Source organism: Lewinella sp. (genome assembly GCF_050633125.1).
Classification (GTDB): domain Bacteria; phylum Bacteroidota; class Bacteroidia; order Chitinophagales; family Saprospiraceae; genus Lewinella.
Window position 1 is genome coordinate 1 of record NZ_JBOEFX010000026.1, and the last position, 20,814, is coordinate 20,814.

12 protein-coding genes are annotated in these 20,814 nt (G+C 46.3%); 6 read left to right on the forward strand and 6 right to left on the reverse strand.

Going from position 1 to position 20,814, the window contains the following annotated elements; all coding sequences use genetic code 11:
* Window positions 1-1,054 precede the first annotated feature (1,054 nt).
* Window positions 1,055-2,896, reverse strand: coding sequence for an ABC transporter ATP-binding protein (locus ACRBG0_RS07915; protein WP_431486367.1), 1,842 nt, complete (start codon window positions 2,894-2,896; stop codon window positions 1,055-1,057).
* 195 nt (window positions 2,897-3,091) lie between these two features.
* On the opposite strand from ACRBG0_RS07915, the gene ACRBG0_RS07920 reads away from it, so the two are divergent.
* The 4 genes from ACRBG0_RS07920 to ACRBG0_RS07935 all read left to right on the forward strand — a co-directional run bounded on the left by ACRBG0_RS07920 (window position 3,092) and on the right by ACRBG0_RS07935 (window position 9,356).
* Entirely contained in the window at window positions 3,092-5,626 is a 2,535-nt protein-coding gene (locus ACRBG0_RS07920; RefSeq protein WP_431486368.1) for a transglycosylase domain-containing protein, read from the forward strand.
* A complete protein-coding gene (locus ACRBG0_RS07925) occupies window positions 5,619-7,646 on the forward strand; it encodes a peptidylprolyl isomerase (protein ID WP_431486369.1) in 2,028 nt (675 codons plus the stop codon). The genes ACRBG0_RS07920 and ACRBG0_RS07925 overlap by 8 nt, the downstream gene beginning before the upstream one ends.
* A gap of 33 nt (window positions 7,647-7,679) precedes the next feature.
* Window positions 7,680-8,786 carry a glycine cleavage system aminomethyltransferase GcvT gene (gene gcvT / locus ACRBG0_RS07930; RefSeq protein WP_431486370.1) on the forward strand — a complete coding sequence of 369 codons (1,107 nt, stop codon included), beginning with the start codon at window positions 7,680-7,682 and terminating at the stop codon, window positions 8,784-8,786.
* A gap of 69 nt (window positions 8,787-8,855) precedes the next feature.
* On the forward strand, window positions 8,856-9,356 hold the full coding sequence (locus ACRBG0_RS07935; RefSeq protein ID WP_020535897.1) for a GbsR/MarR family transcriptional regulator: 501 nt from the start codon (window positions 8,856-8,858) through the stop codon (window positions 9,354-9,356).
* A gap of 221 nt (window positions 9,357-9,577) precedes the next feature.
* Here ACRBG0_RS07935 and ACRBG0_RS07940 read toward each other — a convergent pair whose 3' ends face one another.
* The 3 genes from ACRBG0_RS07940 to ACRBG0_RS07950 all read right to left on the reverse strand — a co-directional run bounded on the left by ACRBG0_RS07940 (window position 9,578) and on the right by ACRBG0_RS07950 (window position 13,172).
* Window positions 9,578-10,537 carry a D-2-hydroxyacid dehydrogenase gene (locus ACRBG0_RS07940; protein WP_431486371.1) on the reverse strand — a complete coding sequence of 320 codons (960 nt, stop codon included), beginning with the start codon at window positions 10,535-10,537 and terminating at the stop codon, window positions 9,578-9,580.
* 163 nt (window positions 10,538-10,700) lie between these two features.
* Window positions 10,701-12,299 carry an amidase gene (locus ACRBG0_RS07945; protein WP_431486372.1) on the reverse strand — a complete coding sequence of 533 codons (1,599 nt, stop codon included), beginning with the start codon at window positions 12,297-12,299 and terminating at the stop codon, window positions 10,701-10,703.
* 402 nt (window positions 12,300-12,701) lie between these two features.
* Window positions 12,702-13,172, reverse strand: coding sequence for a hypothetical protein (locus tag ACRBG0_RS07950; RefSeq protein ID WP_431486373.1), 471 nt, complete (start codon window positions 13,170-13,172; stop codon window positions 12,702-12,704).
* Window positions 13,173-13,396: 224 nt separating this feature from the next.
* Here ACRBG0_RS07950 and ACRBG0_RS07955 point away from each other — a divergent pair, with 224 nt between their 5' ends.
* Both ACRBG0_RS07955 and ACRBG0_RS07960 read left to right on the forward strand, forming a co-directional pair.
* Window positions 13,397-13,996 (forward strand): CvpA family protein, encoded by a 600-nt coding sequence (locus ACRBG0_RS07955; RefSeq protein ID WP_431486374.1) that lies wholly within the window; start codon window positions 13,397-13,399, stop codon window positions 13,994-13,996.
* A gap of 149 nt (window positions 13,997-14,145) precedes the next feature.
* A complete protein-coding gene (locus tag ACRBG0_RS07960) occupies window positions 14,146-19,050 on the forward strand; it encodes an ATP-binding cassette domain-containing protein (RefSeq protein WP_431486375.1) in 4,905 nt (1,634 codons plus the stop codon).
* A gap of 4 nt (window positions 19,051-19,054) precedes the next feature.
* Here the strand turns inward: ACRBG0_RS07960 and ACRBG0_RS07965 are convergent, their stop codons facing one another.
* Window positions 19,055-19,705: an HAD family hydrolase gene (locus ACRBG0_RS07965; RefSeq protein ID WP_431486376.1), complete on the reverse strand. Its 651-nt coding sequence runs from the start codon at window positions 19,703-19,705 to the stop codon at window positions 19,055-19,057.
* Between the two features lie 7 nt (window positions 19,706-19,712).
* Window positions 19,713-20,774, reverse strand: coding sequence for a bestrophin family protein (locus tag ACRBG0_RS07970; protein ID WP_431486377.1), 1,062 nt, complete (start codon window positions 20,772-20,774; stop codon window positions 19,713-19,715).
* Window positions 20,775-20,814 lie beyond the last annotated feature (40 nt).

Here is a 20,814-nt window from a genome sequence, read left to right on the forward strand (position 1 = left end):
AAATTTCCCAACAAGCTCTAATCAAAACTGGAGGGGAAAAGAAAGGGAAAAAGGATAAGCTGTCAATCGGTTGAGGTTTGCAGTGGACTTTGCTGATCGAGCAAGAGATTGTTCTCTCATCGTTTCATCAGGGGCCATGCCTTCTCCCGTCCCGACTAAAAAAGTCGAGACGGGATCGGCACCGGGCTATTCAGTTGCTACCGCTCCTTGCTATCCCTTGGCCTTGGTCGCTCCGCGCCCCGAGCTCCGGCCTGCTGGCCTGCGCACTGGGTTAGATGTGGGCTCCATCCTCCGACTCTTCCGATACGATCCTTTATCTATCGGGACTAAACCTGCGGGCCACGGCCCGCCCATGTACCCCGCTGGCGGGGTCGGCTCGTAGAGACGGGGGTGGGTAACCGCTCGGGCGGAGGTGGCCTGTCAGGGTCGGAGGTGGGTTCTCCGCTGGTTGCATCGGTTCACAAATTCGAGAGTCGCAGCCTTAACCGCGGGCGGCTGGCCACCTCCGTCACTTTGTGACACCTCCGCCAGCGGAGGACATGAGGGACTTCGGTTTGAGTGCCTATTTCTGGGATAGTTTTTCGCTTTACGCTAGGGCTACACTCGCTGGTCAGGGGACCAGCGGGATATTTCCTGTTAGTCTGGAGACTAACAGGAGCGTGATGCGCAAAAAGGAAAGCCCCCCATAAATCCAACTCAAAAAAGCCCTCCATGCAGGGAGGGTTTGGGTGGGTCGAGAATATTCCCCTGCCCGCGAGGCGGCCGAGCAGGCAGGGGTCGAAAACCACACATGCAAACCTGGCCTAGCGATGTGCAGTAGTGGCCCCGTAAGGGCCAGACCCCAGGCCTCCTGGGGGCCGAGCGAATAGCGAGCTACGCAACGTAGCGCCCCGTCCCGCAGGGCGGGGAGGCTCCTAAATAATGCAGGTTGTACTAAAGTCGGAGGTGGAAAATCGGAAGTCGGAAGTATTTTGAAACCGCACACCGCACCTAGCACCTTGCACTAAATCCGCAAGTCGAAACCATCTAACAATCAATCTACAACCATCTCCCCCTACTGATACCCCTGCGCTTGCAGTCTAAACAACTCCGCATACTTGCCATCCTGCTTGATCAGCTCCTCGTGGGTGCCGATTTCGAGGAGGGTACCGTGCTCTAAAAAGAGGATACGATCGGCCATCCGGACGGTGGAAAAGCGGTGGGAGATCAGCACAGCCGTACGGTCTTTGATCAGCTCGCTGAAGCGGAGGAATACTTCGTGCTCGGCGCGGGCATCCAGCGCAGAAGTCGGCTCATCCAGGATCAGGAGTTGGGCGTCGCGCATGTAGGCACGCGCGAGGGCGATCTTCTGCCATTGGCCACCAGAGAGTTCTACGCCGTCTTTGAAACGTTTGCCCAGCATCTGTTCATAGCCGCCGGCAAGGTCATTGATCACGCTATCGGCTAAGCTCTTCTCAGCAGCATCTTCGATGATAGCCATTTCTTCGTTCTGACTGATGCGGCCTACGGCGATATTTTCGCGGACTTTCAGCTGATAGCGGAAAAAATCTTGAAAGATGACGCCTACGTTGGCCCGCAAACTGGTCAGGTCATAGTCGCGCAGATCGACACCTTCGAGTAGGATGCGCCCTTCAGATGGCTCATAGAGGCGGGCCAGTAGCTTGACCAACGTGGTCTTCCCTGCGCCATTTTCGCCCACCAAAGCCAGCTTCTCCCCCGCTCGCAGGTGGAAAGAAAGATTGCGGATGGCAAACTGCTCCACTCCAGGATACTGGAAACTGACGTTCTCGAAACGAAAACCATCACGAACCTGCTCCGGGAAAGGCAGCGACTGCTCTTTGTTGCGAATCAAAGGGCGGATCGCCAGAAAATCAAAGAGATCTTGAAGGTAGAGTGCCTGCCCGGCAATATTAGAAAAGCGGCTCATCATGCCCTGCAACTGCCCCTGCATCCGGTTGAAAGCACCTGATAAAAAGGTGAGGGTACCTACCGTAATGAGGCCACCTACTGTTTGCAACAAAATAAAAACATAGGCTCCGTAATAGGCCAGCGTCCCCAATGCAGAGAGCATCGAGCCCCAACTTGCCCGCTTGATACTCAACTTGCGGTTGGCCCGATAGTAATTCCAGGAAAGGTCTTCAAAACGCTGGGCCAAAAAATCGGAGAGGCCGAAAATCTTGATCTCCTTGGCCGTCGTGTCGCTGGCACCAATATAACGCAGGTAGTCCAGCTCCCGGCGTTCGGGGGTCCAGCTACGGGTGAGGGAATAGCTGCGTTGATTGAAATAATTTTCACCAATAAAGGCAGGAATAACGGCCAAGATGAGCAACAGAATCAACCAGGGATTGAAGGCAATCAGGCCCGCACCCAGTGAGATGATGGTAATCAAATCCTGGGCCTGTGACAATACTTGCGACATCAGCACGGTGCGCCCCGTTGTTTGGCGGCGGGCCCGTTCGAGTTTGTCGTAAAAGTCGGGGTCCTCAAATTGGTACAAATCCAGCTCCGCAGCATGGCGAATCAGTTTGACACTGGTAGAATTTGCAAATAAATCACCCAGTAAACCATCCAATAAGCTGATTCCTCTGGAGAGGAGATCGGACAAAATCGCCAACACCAACTCTGCGCCTACCAGCGTCCACAGGTATTGCTGGGAAGCACTTTGTGCGTCCATTAAAAAGATCACTTCATCAACGATCTCTTTGCCAATGTAAAGCATTGCCAGTGGCAATACCGACTTGATCAGGCGCAAAACGGCATTCCCGACACTGAGAGAAGGACTCGTTTGCCAAATCATCTTGAAAAAAGGGGGAAGGTGACGTAGTGCCCCAAATTGCTCGCGCCAGGACTGGGGTTTATCGTTCGGGCCGTGAGGCTTTCTCTTTGCTTGCGACATTCGTCTGCTTATTGTGCTATTATCAGGTAAAAATCAGTAAAATAAACTGCCTAGATCAACAATAAGGTTTGCCCGATAGTTTCGTTTTTAGCAACAACTACGCAAAAGTTACCAACAGCTACGCAGAGAGCGATGACAGATCTTATAGAATCTCGTATCTTGCGACTCTATTGCCTTAAATACATCACTATATCTATGCGCAAATTGATTGATCAATGGTTAAATGACCATGATAATCCTCGTCACAAAAAGATTGTAAGCTGGATGTGGCGGCTACTGTTCGCAGGGCTCATCGCCGGCGTACTGCTATTCTTGGGTCTGTCATTCACCAACTTACCTTCGGTTGCTGAATTGGAGAACCCTAAAACCAACCTGGCTTCTCAAGTTTTTGCCGAAAACGGCGAAATTTTGGGTAAGTACTATACCGAAAACCGGGTTCCTGTAGAATACGAAGAACTACCAGAACACCTTATACAAGCATTGATTGCTACCGAGGATATTCGCTATTACAAACATTCTGGCATTGACTTTTACGGACTAGCCAGAGCGATTGCTTTTATGGGGAGTAGAGGTGGAGCCAGTACCATTTCTCAGCAGTTAGCAAAACTACTCTTCACTGGGGTAGCAGCCCGTAGTTTATCTGAGCGATTGTCTCAAAAGCTCAAGGAGTGGATCATTGCTGTACGCCTGGAGCGTAAGTATACCAAAGAGGAGATCATTGCCCTGTACCTTAATCGTTATGATTTTATCAATAATGCCAAGGGAATTCGTGCAGCAGCTGAAATTTATTTTAGCAAATCGCCTGAAAATCTCACTATCCCGGAAAGTGCGATGCTGGTAGGAATGCTCAAAAACGCATCCTTCTTTAACCCACGCCGCTTTGAGGAACGCACCAAGCAGCGGCGGGAAGTAGTGATGAGCCAGATGGAAAAAGCTGGATTCCTGAGTAGTGAGGAGTACAACGAATATCGACAGCTTCCACTAGGGCTTAAAGCCACTAGCCAGACCCACGTCGACGGACTAGCACCTTACTTCCGGATGGTATTGGCCGAGAACGTCAAAGACATCCTGAACCGCCCGGAATACCTTCAATCCGATGGAACACCTTACGATATTTACCGTGATGGCTTAAATATCTACACCACCATCAACCCTACCGTACAGCGGCTGGCAGAAGAGGCGATGACCAAACACATGGGCAAGTTGCAAGGTACTTTCTTTAAGCATTGGAACAAGAGAGACCCTTGGGACTACAAATATGGTACAGAAACAGAAGTGCCTATTGAGCGCCGCCAGGCTAGCCTCACCAAAAATATTCGGGCTTCTGATCGCTACCAAAAGTTACGCACCTTCTATCTCTCAGAGATCACCAAGCTACTGAATGAAGAAACCGATCTGACCTTCCACAACGATGACCGTGAGGTAGAGCGCGTTGTTGAAGAGAGCAATAAACCCGGTCTTCTCAAGGAATTGGTTAACGATGGCATGATCAGCTCTAGCCTTGCTAACAAGTATCGCAGAGTGATTCGCAGCAAGAAGTTTGACCAACTGAAAGCACAATGGGCCAAGTTGCAAGAAGCCGCTGATAAGGAATTCAACACGCCTACAGAGATGCGCGTTTTTGTATACTACAATGACGAAATGGCCGCCGATACGACGATGACCCCCTTGGACTCTGTGAGGTACCACAAGATGATTCTCCAAACAGGGATGATGTCTGTAGAGCCTCAGACGGGTTATGTGCGTTCTTGGATAGGTGGTGTGAATTTCCAATGGTTCCAGTACGATCACGCAAATACCAATACTCGCCGTCAGGTAGGGTCTACCTTTAAGCCATTTGTGTACGCTACCGCTATTGACTTGCAGAGTATTTCGCCCTGCCAGCAATACATGGATGTACCTGTGACAATCAAGCCCGGCGACGGACGTTTTTATCTTCAGCAGCCTTGGACCCCTAAAAATTCCGACGGAAAATACACCAGCGAGTTATTGACGCTCAAGGATGGGCTGCGGCTTTCGAAAAATACCATTTCTGTTACTTTGATGAGAGAATTGGGCAGCCCCGAACCAGTGCGTGATAAGGCAGCACTAATGGGCATTCCGAAAGACATTATTCCACAGACTCCTTCTATCTGTTTGGGTGCCGTAGATCTATCGGTACAGGAAATGGTAGGCGCCTATACTACTTTTGCCAACAACGGCATCTATAATGAGCCTACTTACCTTTTGCGGATAGAAGATCGCTTTGGACGCTTGATTTACGAGGGTGTCCCTACGGAGAAGCAAGCTATTCGCCCTGAGGCCAACTTTGCGATGGTCGAAATGCTGCAATATGCATCCGGCTTCCGCGGAAAAATAAAAGGCCAATTTGGTGGCAAAACGGGTACTACCAACGAACATGCAGATGGATGGTTTATGGGTATTACACCTAATTTAGTCGTTGGCTGCTGGGTGGGTGGTGACGACCGTTGGATCAGCTTCCGAAGCTTGTCTTATGGCCAGGGTGCCTATATGGCGAAGCCTATGGTTCTCGGCTTTTTGGAAGCGGTACAAAACGAAGAAAGCCTCCATTGGGATTTCAATAAAACGTTCTATCGTCCACCAGGCAACCTGGGGATTGAGTTGGATTGTGATTCCTACCTGAACCCTAATGCACCTCTTGAAGACAATGAATTTGATGATGGCGGAGGTTTTGACATTAATAATGAACCGGATTTTGGCGATGAATAACACTCAGCAAGCAAGTTTTTCTTTATTGTTTTTCTTATTCATAGCGCTCTTTTGGGGTGCCTGTGTACCTCCGCAAGACGAAGAGATCATTACGACCATCAACATTGACGTTCAGGATTCTCTCTTCCAGCGTATCAGTGATTGGCAGGATTTGCGGCAAGTCGAGGATCTCTATCCGATGCTTTACCATCCTAACCCTACCTATCGCTACCTTGCCGCCCGTGCTTTTGGAAGTATGGATACTCCTGATGCAGTGGATAGCCTCGCCCGGCTATTGGGTGACCCTGTTGAAGAAGTACGAACCATCGCAGCCTTTGCTATGGGGCAGTTAGGGGATGTACGAGCGTTACCTTACCTTATTCGAGGCTTCATGCAGGAAGATACAGCGATGGTACACGCCATGTCACAGCGGGCAATCCTGGAAGCAGTAGGTAAATGTGGTGATTTTCCTACGCTCGAACAACTCAGTTCTGTAACCACTTACACGCCCGTGGATACAGCATTGCTTGAAGGACAAGCCTGGGGTATTTACCGAATGGGCCTTCGCGACCTTGTTTCCCCACTGGGTACAAAACGAATGCTGGAGCTGGGCTGTAAATCTCAGTATCCAGAAAGCGTGCAACTCATCGCAGCCAACTACCTGGCTCGTGTTCCTTCAACCTTTGATTCGCTGGCTGCTCCCAAATTACGTGCAGGTTTTGAGCAAAGTAACAGTGCAAATGTTCGCATGGCGCTGGCTATTGCTTTGGGTAAAACTCAACGAGGCGAAGCGCTCACCAGCCTCATTGGTCAGTACCAGAAAGAAAGAGACTACCGCGTCAAATGCAATATCCTGCGGGCCTTGTCCAATTTCCCTTATGAAAGTTGCCGTACCCTCATTACGGAAGCACTCCGCGACCGCAACGAACATGTAGCCCGCCGAGCAGCTCAGTACCTGCTGGAAAATTCTACCCCCGAAGACGCCGCCCAATGGTGGCGCTTTGCGAAAGATAGTTTGCCAACCCCTATTCATTTGGACCTCTATCAGGTTGCTAACCGGCACCTACCTGCTTATCGCACCGAATTTAGGGATGCTATCAACTTTGAATTACGCCAGCGGTACATCAATTCCTCTTCTGCTTACGAAAAAGCAATGATTCTAAGAGCACTTGGCGAGTTTGCCTGGAATTACCGATACATCTTCCGCGAAAGCCAAACAGCCAACGATCCTATTGTACAGTCGGCAGCCATAGAAGCTTTGCAGCAAATTGGAGACCGTGATGATTTCACCAGCTTCTTTGGCCTTAGCACAAGAAGAGTAACCCAAGACTTGGCAAGTTATTTTATGGAGGCCATCAAAAGCAAAAGACCTGGCCCCGTAGCCATTGCATCATTGGCTTTACGCTCCGAAAAACGCGATTACCGACCATTTCTGGATAGTTTGGAGGTGTTAAATCGCGTTCTTGATGAACTCGAACTACCAGCCATGGTAGAGAGCTACAACGAATTGGGGCAAACCATTGACTACCTGAATGGTACTTCTACGTTTGAACCTATTCAGCCAAAATTCAATCATCCTATTGATTGGAAGCTCCTTACCAGTATTGGCGCACAACCACGGCTATCGCTCAAAACCGATGAGGGAGAAGCAGTCCTTGTTTTGTGGCCAGATGTTGCTCCCGGATCGGTCGCCAACTTGGCTCAACTGACCAAGGATGGGTTCTTGAAAAACAAAGCTTTTCATCGCGTTGTTCCTAATTTTGTCATTCAAGGCGGAAGCCCTAGTGGCGATGCTTACGGCAGCCTCGATTACAGTATCCGTTCGGAGTTTTCTCCTATTCATTATGATACGGAGGGAATGCTCGGAATGGCCTCTGCGGGTAGAGATACCGAAGGCACTCAGTTTTTTATCACCCACTCCCCTACCCTTCATCTTGACGGAAGGTATACCCTCTTCGGGAAAGTAGAACAAGGAATGGACATCATTCATAAAATACAACAAGGCGACCGCATTTTGGAAGCCAGGTTTTTGAAAGAATAATTTTAGCCCTCACCAACTACAAGTATTAGATTCATGCAGTCAACACCATTAAAAGATCGTCACGAGGCCCTGGGGGCACGGATGGCAGAATTTGCCGGTTTCTATATGCCTATCTCCTACAGCGGCATCAAAGAAGAACACTTTGCGGTAAGAGAAAAGGCCGGTATTTTTGATGTTTCCCACATGGGCGAATTCATCGTAAGAGGCAAAGAAGCCCTGGATTTCGTTCAGTACGTCACCTCTAATGATGCCAGTAAACTGGAAATTGGGCAAGCCCAGTACTCCTGCTTCCCCAACAAAGAAGGAGGAATTGTAGATGACCTATTGGTATACCGGCTGGCTGAGGACAATTGCTCTGAAGGAGAACGGTCCTATATGCTGGTGGTCAATGGTGCTAATATTGAAAAAGATTGGCGCTGGCTTTTTGAGCTCAATACTTTTGATACCCGCTTGATCAACATCTCTGATCAGACGGGTTTAATTGCTGTTCAAGGCCCTGCCGCAACGGCTATTGTTCAGCAGCTTACAACCACTGATTTGTCCTCCATCAAGTACTACACCTTTACCAAAGGTACTGTTGCTGGTGTTGACAATGTAATTATTTCTGCTACCGGCTATACTGGTTCCGGCGGTTTTGAACTCTATGCTGATGCCGACAAGATTGGTATCCTCTGGGATGCTGTTATGGAGGCAGGAAAGGAACACGGCATCGCCCCAGCTGGTTTAGGTGCTCGCGATACGCTACGTATGGAAATGGGTTATTGCCTTTACGGCAATGATCTGACAGATACGACTAGCCCACTGGAAGCAGGCCTCGCTTGGATCACTAAACTTAACAAGGGTGAGTTTATCTCTCGGGACTTCCTGGTAGCTCAAAAAGCAGCCGGGCTAAAAAATCGTTTGGTAGGTTTTACCATTGAAGAACGGAGGGTCCCTCGTCACGGTTATATCATTGAAAATAGTGATGGCGAAACCATTGGTGAAGTGAGCAGCGGCACACAATCGCCGAGCTTGGGGCACCCTATCGGGATGGGCTATGTTCCCACAGAATATCGCACTCCTGGAACCGAAATATTCATCATTGCAGGCAAAAAACGCTTAACAGCGAAAGTAGCTAAATTGCCGTTTTTAAACATTTAACCCTATTTTTTTATTATAATCGCATAAGATTTCACAATTTTCTGAAATCTACGAATACGATTTGATATCATGACGCTAGACGAAGGCAAACAAAAGTTTTTACAATCCTGGGGCGCATTGGGCTCTAGCTGGGGTATTAATCGTACCATGGCTCAAATCCATGCATTGCTATTGATATCTCCCGAGGCACTCTCGGCGGATGAAATCATGGCAGATTTGCAGATTTCTCGTGGCAATGCCAATATGAACATCAGGGCACTTATTGATTGGGGCCTGGTATTCAAAGAGCTTAAACCCGGGGAACGGAAAGAGTTTTTTATTGCCGAAAAAGATATGTGGGAGGTCGTGAAGTGTATTATCACTCAGCGAAAGAAAAGAGAACTTGAGCCCATGCTAAAAGTTCTGGATGAATTATCGAGCGTAGCAGACGAAAGCAAAGAGGGCGAAGCTTTCGCAGAAGTCATCAAAGATATCAAACTATTCAGTAGTAAAGCAGACTCTACCCTGGATACCCTCACCAAAGCAGATTCTAACTGGTTTGTGGGCACCTTCATGAAAATGATCAGGTAGTTTTTAAGCATGAATCATCCCGAATTTTGATTGTCATCAAAATCCGTGCTGACCAACCGCAAAGCTTATCGTTAAAAACGAAACCCCGTGATTTCTATTAATGAAATCATGGGGTTTCGTACAAAAAGTCAGATAAATCATTCTTTTCAGCTATTATAATGACCTTTCTAAATTAAAGTCAGCCTGGATTTTGGCCTGACTCATGCTTTTAAAAAAAAAACTTAATCCAACGCACCAAAGTGTTCGAGGATTTTATCCGCGAGTTCCCGGCCAATATTAGCTTGAGCTTCAACGGTAGACGCTCCGATATGAGGAGTTACCGATACACTTGGGTGCTGTAGCAATTCTGGATTAGGTGTTGGTTCGTTTACGAAAACATCCAAGGCTGCACCACCTAACTTACCACTCTTCAAGGCTTCCAGTAAAGCATCTTCATCAGCGATACCACCGCGGGCAGTATTGATAATGAAAGAACCGTCTTTCATTTTGGCGATCTCATCTTTTCCTATCAACGCGCGGCCTACGCTAGGCACATGAAACGTGATAAAATCAGATTGAGCAAGTACTTCCTCGAAGTCTACTGTTTCAACAGTTACCGTAAGGCGAATGCTTTTAGTTGCGTAAAGCATGATATCGATATCCGCCTCATCTACCATAGGGTCAGAAGCCAATACATTCATACCCATGCCGATACCAATGCGGGCAACTTCCTGGCCGATACGACCAAAACCGATAATTCCCAATGTTTTTCCACGTAGCTGTGTGCCTTCTGAGTACGCTTTTTTCAACGCCTTGAAGTTAGCATCATCAGCTACCAATTCCCGGTTGGAACGGTGAACAAAGCGCGCTAGACTGAACATGTGCGTAAATACCAATTCCGCAACCGACTGCGACGAAGCAGCTGGGGTATTGTAAACCGCGATTCCTTTATCACGTGCGTAATCAACATCAATATTATCTAGTCCAACACCAGCACGTGCGATCACTTTCAAGTTGGGGCAAGCGTCGATCAGCTCCTTACGAACTTTGGTAGCACTTCTTACGATGATAGCATCGTAAGATGGCAGTACTTCCATCAAATCTTCCTGGGCTACTTTTTCAGTGTCAACCTGGTAGTTGGCTTCTTCCAGCAACGTCTTTCCATCTGGATGAATACCATCATTGGCGAGAATCTTAATCATGTCCTTTAAATTAAGGGGTTTGGAGATTGTTTCTTACTTGGCAGGCTAATCTGGTTAGGATAGCCAACCAATTCATTGCTTTTGGCTGAAGGCAGCGCAAAAGTAAGTATATTTTGTGTCCTTGCGCAACTATCCTGAATCAATTTGATTTAGCGGCTTACGCCTAATCTTTTTCCAAAAACTTCGGTGCTTTCCGGTGCTTGGTTCCTTGCTCAAAGGCGTAGGCAATTTCCAGGAGCAAGGGTTCCGTCCAAGCTTGTCCAAAGATGGACATACCTACGGGAAGTTCGCCCACAAAGCCCATAGGAACCGTGATATTGGGGTATCCTGCGCGGGCTGCCGGAGAAGAACTGCCCAACTGAAAGTGATCACCGTTTACCCAATCTGTCGTCCAGGCCGGGCTGCCAGTAGAGGCTACAATGGCGTGTAGGTTGTGCTCTTCCATCACCTTATCCAAGCCTTCTTCTTGGCTCAGACGCAGCATTTCTGCTAATGTTTCTTGGTAAGCCACTGAGGTTAGATCCTCTTTCTCCTGCGCCATTTCCAGATATTTCTGATTAAAATATTGTAATTCGACATCATCTTGCTTGTTGAAAGCAATCAAATCTTCCACTGTTTTAACAGGCGCATCAGGCCCCAGACTGGCAAAATATTTATTGAGGCCATCTTTGTACTCAAAGAGCATTATCTCAAAAGACAAGCCCCCAACCTGCCGGGGAGCAATATCCTCAATCTCAATCGTTTCTGCACCTTGCGACTTGATAAATGCTACTGCTTCTGCAAAAACGGAATCTACCTTAAAATTAGCCCCGGCTGGACCAGTGTAGATACCAATTCGCTTTCCTTTCAAACCATCAGCATTAAGGAATTGGGTATAATCGTCGTAAGTTTTATTCTCGCTATCGAGGGTTTTACTATCGGCTGGGTCAATACCGATCATGGCAGCCAGACCAATGGCCGCGTCTCTAACTGTTCTGGCCATCGGGCCAGGCGTATCCTGTGTAAAGGAAATAGGAATGACACCACTACGGCTAATCAAGCCCACTGTTGGTTTTATGCCCACTACGCCATTGGCATGGGAAGGGCAAACGATGGAACCATTCGTTTCTGTCCCAACGGCCACTACCGCTAAATTGGCCGATACCGAAGCTCCCGAACCCGCAGAAGACCCACAAGGATTACGTGTAAGCACATAAGGGTTCTTTGTTTGGCCACCTACGCCACTCCAGCCACTAGAGGACATTTCTCCACGAAAGTTGGCCCACTCGCTCAGGTTGGCCTTCCCCAGAATAATGGCCCCGGCTTCGCGAAGTTGCTTCACCAAATAGCTGTCTTGTAACGGAAAGGAATTGGCCAAAGCCCTCGAACCTGCCGTTGTAGGCATTTTATCGTGGGTATCTATATTGTCTTTCAGGATGACAGGGATGCCGTGCATTGGGCCACGAGATTTACCAGCTGCCAGCTCGGCATCCAGCTTAGCAGCAATAGCGAGAGCATCAGGGTTTACAATAATTACTGAATTCAGCATTGGTCCCGCATCATCAATAGCTGCGATGCGATCCACGTAAGCTTGGGTAAGTGTTTGAATGCTGTAAGTTCCAGCTGCATAAGCCTCCTGGATATCAGCAATGGTAATTTCTTCTAGCTCGATCAAAGTAGCTGATGCTTCGGTAACTTGTCCTCCTGTTGTACAGGAAAACAGTCCCAAAATTAACAAGGACACCCAAAAAGGCGTGGAAAGAATACTATGGCACTTTTTCATACTTGAAGTTTTATAAATCAAATTTACAAAACCTTAAAGGGCAAAAGACTATACATATAGGAAAAAACAATCCCGATTATGCTACTTAAAGCGATAATCGGGATCATTTTCTCAGGTTAGTCTCCACCAAACGTACTATTCTAAGAGCTTGTTTGAAATAGATTTGGTAATCAATGATTTATGGTTCTGGCAAGCAGTCTAAATGCGAGTTTGGCGGACCAACTTCGAGGAAGTACTACAACTACGAGGACCAACAGAATGATCACCGCAGGCAAATGATCATTTCGCTGCGAAGCCATACCATAAAGTGTTGGTTATCAGCCGCAGCAAGTCCCCAATACGCTCTAACACAGCGTAAAAAAGTACATGGCATATCATCAAACCAGGAAAGGCAAGCTCACATCAATTGCCTCTACGCTGAGACAAGGTAGGGAAAGCAGCACCCGTATAATGGTTAAACTTTTTGCTACTCTGGATCGGCAAGCGGTATTGCTCAACAAAGCCTGCTAGAAGCACCTTGATTTCGCCTTCATCAACCAAGCGAGAATCGGGACGTAGTAGGAATCCCACCTGGTCAATTTGTCCGTTTTCGGCCCAGAATACGTGCAACCAAAGGCGAACGCCATTCAGGTCAAAATTCTGGCTATTGGCGTAGCTATCCATCGCCTGCTGCATATCCAACCAACCTTCAAAGGCTTTGGTGATGTCACCAGCAGAAGCTTCAAGCAAAGACTGGCTATAGGAAGAAGTCAGCTGCTCATAGCGTTGTTCTTCGGTACCTAGTATAAAAATTTTATCTAGTGAACCAGATTGCGCAGCCGCCAAAAAAGGCAGCGCTAAAAGACATGCAGTAGTTAAAAGAGATCTCATCATTTTTGGGAATTTTTACAATTTGGAAATCAAAGATAAGGAACAAAACGCAACTATTCAGCAGATTACTTTTGCTGACCTCCTCTTGTTTTATAAAAAGGTTGAACGCTAATTTCCACGCTTTCGTCTAAAGAATTTAATCACTTACTTAAATATTCGCATCTTTGAGTCATCATCAGCGTCGCAAGGTTGTTCAATAATAAAGAATACAAAACAACAGATCACCAATGATCATAGACGTTATTTGTGCGGTTATCGCACTCTACGGTTTCTGGGTAGGTTATTCGCGGGGGATCATCAAGACGGTGCTCACCACGATCTCCTTTTTATTTGGGTTTATGGCTGCAGCCAAATTCAGTCCTACGGTATCTACTATGCTTCAAGAATGGATTGATGGCCCAGGAACAATCATGCTACCTGCGGCTTTTCTGCTTACGTTTATCCTTACATTGGTTATGTTTCGAATGCTCGCCAACGGTTTGGAGAACATGCTGGAAGCAGTCAATATCAATTTCATCAACCAAATCATGGGGGGAGGAATCTCCATGTTCTTCTTTGTTTTCCTCTACAGTGTACTCGTTTCTTTTGCCGATAATTCCAGGATGATTGACCCAGATACCAAGGAAGATTCTATTACCTATACCATGTTACAGCCCATTCCGGAATACGCCTGGTCTGCCGGCCAACGCGTATGGCCTGTCTTCCAGGAGTTTTACCAACATGCCCTCGATGTAATGGACCAAATCGACAGTTCTGTAGAACGCCAGGAGAATGATAAATTCTTTGATATCGAGGAAGATGAAAATGACCAACCGAGGAGGTATTAGGGGTGGTTGATGGAAACCATCGCTATGAAAGTCAAGAGCGAAACCCACACACGCTAGCGAGGTAGGATATTACAGAAAAATGATAAGACCTGCCTAGGATGGGGTCGCACAACAGTAAATATAGCCCGCCATTTTCATTACTTTGCGGGATGCCATCAAAACCACATCTGGAAATAGTCATTCAAGGAGCAAGGACGAACAACCTGAAAGACATTTCGCTACGTATTCCGCACAACAAATTAATCGTTGTGACTGGAATATCAGGGTCAGGGAAATCTAGCCTTGTTTTTGAGATCATTGCAAAAGAAGGGCAACGCAGGTATTTTGAAACGCTACCCTCTTTTTCTCGTCAGTTTATGGGAAAACTGAGCCGCCCGGAGGTCGATGAGATTGAAGGCCTTTCTCCCGTGATTGCAATTGGGCAGCGTACGACAGGAATACATACGCGTTCTACTGTTGGAACCCTATCGGATATCTATGATTTGCTCCGCTTGTTATTTGCAAGGACAGGAGTTTCTGATAAAAACATGGAGCTTTCTCGTGCCCTCTTTTCGTTCAATTCAGCCGTTGGTAAATGTAAACGTTGCAATGGCATTGGTAAGGAAGAACAAATAGACCTTAACCGCCTCGTTGTTTTTCCAGAAAAATCAATCAGAGAAGGTGCACTCGCGCCAACACTACCCAATGGGTATATCATGTATTCACAGGTGACGATTGACGTACTGAATCAAGTGTGTGAAGCAGAAGGCTTCAGTGTCGATATTCCATGGAAGGAACTGACCGACCAGCAACGCAAGGTGGTTTTGTATGGAAGTGATAAGATCAAAGTTCCTTTTGGTAAACACAGCCTTGAATCACGGTTGAAATGGACAGGAATCAAAGCCAAACCACGGGAAGAAGGATATTACAAAGGAATGATTCCGATTATGTCTGATATTCTCAGAAAAGATCGGAATGCCAATATTCTCAAGTATGTGCGTGCGGTGACCTGCCCATCGTGTAATGGTACGCGATTGAATGACGATGCCCTAAGTGTTACCGTTCAAAGGAAATCAATAGCCGAAATTGTGACCTTGGAACTGAACACGCTGAAATCCTGGATTCAGTCAAATACCTGGGAAGGTGTCGCGCGTGAAATCATCGAAAAGATAGAGGCTCAAGTTGATTTATTGGAAGATTTGGGCTTGGGGCATTTGACCTTGGATCGTTCTTCGAAATCACTTAGTGCCAGTGAGATTCAGCGGATTAGAGTGGCCAACCAAATATTGGTTCCCTTAAGCGATGTGCTTTACGTTTTTGATGAACCTTCTATAGGGTTACACCCCGAAGAAAACGAGCGGTCGATTTATCATTTTAAACAACTGGTCAAAAAAGGAAATACTGTCATTGTTGTGGAACATGATCTTGACACCATAACCAGTGCCGATCATATCATTGAAATTGGCCCGGAGGCTGGCGTCAATGGCGGTGAACTTATCTTTAATGGTGCGTTTTCAGCGTTTTTGCAGCAGGAGGAATTGAAGGAGGTTAGTCCTACCTACAGAGCGATTAAGTATAATCACGCAGAGTCGCAGAGACGCAGAGATTTAATTTTAGACGATTTACAATCATCGAAAATTGCTGATGAAAATTCAAAAGAGAAAGCATCAAGTGGCTCGATTCGCCTTGTCGGATGCCAAGAACGAAACCTGAAAAGTATTGACGTTGAATTTCAGCTTGGAAAACTCAATGTAGTCAGTGGACGGTCAGGTGCCGGAAAGTCTAGCTTGGTAAAAGGTACTTTGATGAGGGTCGTCCAACAGCAATTGGGAATAGACCTCGATAAACCCGCCAAGCTGACCAGTCATGAAAACACTGATACGATTAACAAACTGATCTTTATAGATCATTCTCCCATAGGAAAAACACCGCGCAGTAATCCTGCCACCTATTTAGGATTGTCAGATCATATTCGTGACCTCTACGCTAGTCTGCCCGAATCAAAAGCGCAAGGATTCACCAAATCTCGCTTCTCCTTCAATAATAAAGGAGGAAGGTGTGAAACGTGCCAGGGTGCTGAAAAAACGCAGATTGGCATGCACTTTTTGGGCAATGTAGACTTGGTGTGTGGCACCTGCAACGGTGATCGATTTAATGACGAAACCCTTCAGATAAGGTACAATGGATTGTCTATTGCGGATGCCTATAAATTATCCATCAATGAAGCCCTGGTCTTTTTTGAAGATCAGAAAAAAGTACTGACGGGGCTCAAAATACTACAAGAGATAGGGCTCGGCTATCTGACACTGGGGCAGTCCTCCACCACCCTTTCAGGAGGAGAAGCGCAACGCATTAAGATTGCCAATCAGCTACAGAAAAAGGATACAGGAGACACCTTATATGTGATCATTGAACCGAGTATTGGCTTGCATCACGATGATATCAAAACACTACTTCTATTGTTCGACCGCATCAAGCAGAAGGGCAATACTATCGTTTGTATTGAGCAAAACGAAGCGATTATTGGCTGGAGCGATTGGCATATAGAACTCGGCCCCAAAGGTGGCGCAAGCGGAGGTGAGGTTGTTTATCAGGGAGTTTCTAGAATCAATCAGGGGTATGAAGACAAGAAGGATATTCGCGCAGAGACGCAAAGACGCAGAGGTTTTATTACTAATGATTTGCAATCATTAGCAATCGGGGAAAACACCATTGGGCGGACAGTCTCACAAAATAGCTTTATTAATAAGGAGATCATTCTGAATGGCGTAACGACGCACGGCCTGAAAAACATTGACGTTCGTATTCCTAAAAATCAGTTGACCGTCGTCACCGGGGTTTCAGGAAGTGGGAAATCATCGTTGGTATATGATACGTTGTTTGCCGAATCCAATGCCCGCTTTACAGAGTCCTTATCTACCTATAATCGGAGTTTTCTTCAACAAAACAGTGAAGCAAAAATCGCTTCCTTTTCTGGTTTGGGGCCCGCTATTGGGATCAATAGAAAGGGAGGAACGCCTTCCAAACGATCAACGGTAGGTACACTTTCAGGTGTGTACGATGCCTTTAGGTTATTGTATTCCAGGATTGCTCAGCAGGAAGGAAAAACCTATACGGCTCAGCACTTCTCGTTCAACCATCATTTAGGTGCATGCCCGGAGTGTGAAGGCCTCGGTATGCAACGCCGATGCGATCCCGATGAGGTCGTCGTTGCTCGGGAGAAGTCCATCTTTGAGGGTGCGCTATCCGTGAACAAGGCTATTGCTTATTACGCTGATGTGAATGGCCAATTCATGGCAACACTCAAAGAAGTAGCCCAACAACAGCAATTGGATATCGACCGTCCTTGGCAACAACTGGAAGAAGAGGTAAAGGACATCATACTGTATGGAACCGGTGATACCGTATGGAATGTCACCTGGAATTTTACGACCAAATCCAGAACCGGAACACAGGTATTATCGGCAAAATGGCTAGGGTTCTGCAATTATATAGATGAGGAGTATCAGCGAAAACGCCATAACAAAAACATCAGGGCCTTAGAGGAATTACTGCATGATGTCGTGTGTCCAACCTGCCAGGGAAGTCGATTAAAACCGGAATTATTAAGCACAACATTTCTAGGAAAAAACATTCATGAGCTTTCTCAATTGAGCATTGTATCGGCCCTTGAATTGATGGAGCGTGTAGATCACAAACTAGATCCGGTTGTTTTGGCCATCAGCAAAGTGGTGCTACCCGCTGTCACTGCATCGTTGCAGACGATTGTCGACCTTGGACTGGGTTATTTAAACCTGGATCGAACGGTAAGCACACTTTCCGGCGGGGAACGACAGCGGGTTACGCTGGCTGGCCAATTGTCTACACACCTGTTTGGCGTTATCTATGTTTTGGACGAACCCACCATAGGCTTGGATGAAGGGCAGGTCGCCGTTTTATCAAAAGTATTAAAAAGCATTGTAGCAAATGGAAACACGGTGGTGGTGGTTGAGCATGATCCGTCTTTCATTCAAAATGCTGACTACCTGATTGAAATGGGGCCTGGTGCTGGGAATTCAGGCGGTGAGGTGATCTACCAAGGCAAGGTTTCCGACATTGCCAATGCGAAGCATTCCGTGACTTACCAATTACTGCAAAATCAACGCCCATCCCTCCTGAACAAACACAATAAAAACGGTGCTCTCTTTGGCGTAAAAGGAGCATTTGCAAACAATCTTAAAGACATTGATGTAAGCTTTTACTCCCGGCAGATAACCGCGATCAAAGGTGTTTCCGGAAGTGGAAAATCTAGCCTAATTAAAGAGGTACTATATAATTCTTGGTTAAAAAACCGACCTGTTGGATGTACTTCCGTAAATGGATTGGAGCAATTTTCAGAAGTACTACTTATTGATCAAGAGCCGCTGAAACAAAGCAGATCGAGTACCCCTGTTTCCTATACCGGCATTCTTGATCAGTTAAAGACAGTATTCTCAAAAACAGATTCCGCAAAAGATGCCGGACTCAAAAAAGCTGACTTTTCCTATCAAAGTAAAAATGGAAAATGTGGTACTTGTGCTGGCCTTGGAAAGCTAAAAACCAGCATGGATTTCATGAGTGACATCTGGCTCACTTGCGACACCTGCAAAGGGATGCGTTATAATGAGACGATCCTGGCTTGTACCTTCAAAGGCTGTTCCATAGGCGAAGTATTACGCATGACCGTGCAAGAAGCCATTGATTTTTTTGCTACCGGAGTTATTGTAGAAAGTTTGCACACCCTAAAGCAAGTGGGAATAGGGCATTTACGATTGGGCCAATCCGGCAACACCCTATCCGGCGGTGAAGCCCAACGTTTGAAACTTGCCAAATCATTGATGCAAAAACGAAAAGGCACACGCTTGTATCTCTTCGACGAGCCAAGTACAGGCCTCCATTATTTTGACATTCTACAACTTATCAAGGTTTTTCAATCGATCATTGACGGTGGCGACACCCTGCTTTTCATTGAACATAATAGCACCTTGATTGGTGCAGCAGATCAGGTGATTACGCTTGGGCCAGGTAGTGGAGCGATGGGTGGCGAGGTGGTTTGAGTTTTCAAACATACTCCCTCAACTCCCCAAAGTCCGTAATGATCACATCGGCATGTTCTAAAGTTTGATCTGCTGCCATTGGGTTTCTGTATCCAAAAACAAAAATGCCGGCATCCTTAGCGGCTTTAACTCCGTTGTCGGAATCTTCGATAACAATACAGTTCTCTTTGGGGGTGTTTCCTAAAATTGCGGCTTTTTCAAATATCTCTGGATGTGGTTTGGACTCCTTTAAGTCTGCACCACTGATCTTAGCCGTAAAGTATTGATTCAGGTCAAATCGGTTAAACACACGATCTATATTTACCATTGCAGAAGAAGAAGCCAGCACCAAAGTAAGCCCCTTGTTGTAGAAATACTTGATAATATCCTCTACCCCATTTACCAGGTGTAAAGTTGGATCATTCTCAAAGAAATCAACATAGCGCTTGCGTTTTTGCAAAACCAGTTCGTTGGGGTCTTCCTCTAAATCAAAATGTGCCACCAGTTTCTGAAAAGCATTTATGGTAGAAGACCCCGTCAAGGTTTTGTACAACTCCTCAGACACCTCTAAACCTAAAGAAACAAAGGTTTCGTAATACGCTTTTTTATGGAGTAATTCGGAATCAATAATGACACCGTCCATATCAAATAAAACACATGTTATTTCTTTCAACATTCTTTTTTTACATCTGCGTATCATAAACAACTGGAAATTGCTCCGGTATCTCCCCTGCTTGCTCTCCCAGGTTTTGACGTAAATCTATTTCAATACCTCTGGCGATGGTTGAGATAGGAACATCGTTTGCCGAGCCTTCAAAAGGGTTTTCGCCCGTTCTGCCTATCTTTTCCATGGTATGAAAAACCCAAGCAACAATCACATAAAAAGGAACAGCCAACCACATAAACAGATCACCTACAAAGGGGTGGGATTTACTTATTTCCTGACCAATTTCAGCAAACTGAGGAACAATTGCCAATGGTAGCATCAAAATAAATATCCACATAAAGTAATGATTCAGCGTAGCGAAATGCCGAGGGTATGGGAAGTTCTTTATCCGTTCTGATTTTCCTTGAACGGTAAACAACTCCTCGAGTATACTTTCCAGGTTTAGAAAAGAAAACTCCCAAATCAAACCACTTTCTTTTAGTTTCCTAAGATGATGTGACTGCAAATACAATAGCGCTGTTTGCTTGTTGTTTTTACTCATCACATATTCCATATCTTGCGCTGACAGATAGGGTTTCAAATCTTCTTCTACCGTTGTGCTCCATTCTGGTGGGCGAACCATTTCACTCCATTCTCTATTGGCTTTTTCATTGATAACTGTTTCCCAAGGCTTGGATGTTCGCATGCTATGGCGCAATGCCGTCATCCAAGCGATATGCCGATAAGTAAGGGTTTTTATCTCATGGTGCAGTTCTTCTTTTGAAGATTTGACATCAGCATATTCGTTCGTCACCATGTCTTGTATAAACATCCCAAACGTTCGGGATGTATTGACGATACCTCCCCAAATCATCCTTGCCTCCCAAATCCTGCCGTAAGCCGAGTTGTTTTGAAAACCGATAACAAATGCTACCGCCGTTCCTATCAAAGCCAAGGGTGTCCACGGTATTTGCAACCACGACAGATCAAAAAAATAATACAAGGCCACGACGACTATAATAATGGCAAAAAACAAAAAGGTCTCATATCGAGTCCATTTTGCCATGTCCGTAGTCTTATAAACTTTCTTGGTGTACATAAATCAAGGTTTAGAGGTTGTTTATAGTAAAAGAAGTATT

Coding starts and splice junctions, on each gene's coding strand:
- ACRBG0_RS07920 (WP_431486368.1), top strand. CDS start 3,092: ATGCGCAAATTGATTGATCAATGGTTAAATGACCATGATAATCCTCGT.
- ACRBG0_RS07935 (WP_020535897.1), top strand. CDS start 8,856: ATGACGCTAGACGAAGGCAAACAAAAGTTTTTACAATCCTGGGGCGCA.
- ACRBG0_RS07945 (WP_431486372.1), bottom strand. CDS start 12,299: ATGAAAAAGTGCCATAGTATTCTTTCCACGCCTTTTTGGGTGTCCTTG.
- ACRBG0_RS07970 (WP_431486377.1), bottom strand. CDS start 20,774: ATGTACACCAAGAAAGTTTATAAGACTACGGACATGGCAAAATGGACT.
- ACRBG0_RS07915 (WP_431486367.1), bottom strand. CDS start 2,896: ATGTCGCAAGCAAAGAGAAAGCCTCACGGCCCGAACGATAAACCCCAG.
- ACRBG0_RS07925 (WP_431486369.1), top strand. CDS start 5,619: ATGAATAACACTCAGCAAGCAAGTTTTTCTTTATTGTTTTTCTTATTC.
- ACRBG0_RS07965 (WP_431486376.1), bottom strand. CDS start 19,705: ATGTTGAAAGAAATAACATGTGTTTTATTTGATATGGACGGTGTCATT.
- ACRBG0_RS07950 (WP_431486373.1), bottom strand. CDS start 13,172: ATGATGAGATCTCTTTTAACTACTGCATGTCTTTTAGCGCTGCCTTTT.
- ACRBG0_RS07940 (WP_431486371.1), bottom strand. CDS start 10,537: ATGATTAAGATTCTCGCCAATGATGGTATTCATCCAGATGGAAAGACG.
- gcvT (WP_431486370.1), top strand. CDS start 7,680: ATGCAGTCAACACCATTAAAAGATCGTCACGAGGCCCTGGGGGCACGG.
- ACRBG0_RS07960 (WP_431486375.1), top strand. CDS start 14,146: ATGCCATCAAAACCACATCTGGAAATAGTCATTCAAGGAGCAAGGACG.
- ACRBG0_RS07955 (WP_431486374.1), top strand. CDS start 13,397: ATGATCATAGACGTTATTTGTGCGGTTATCGCACTCTACGGTTTCTGG.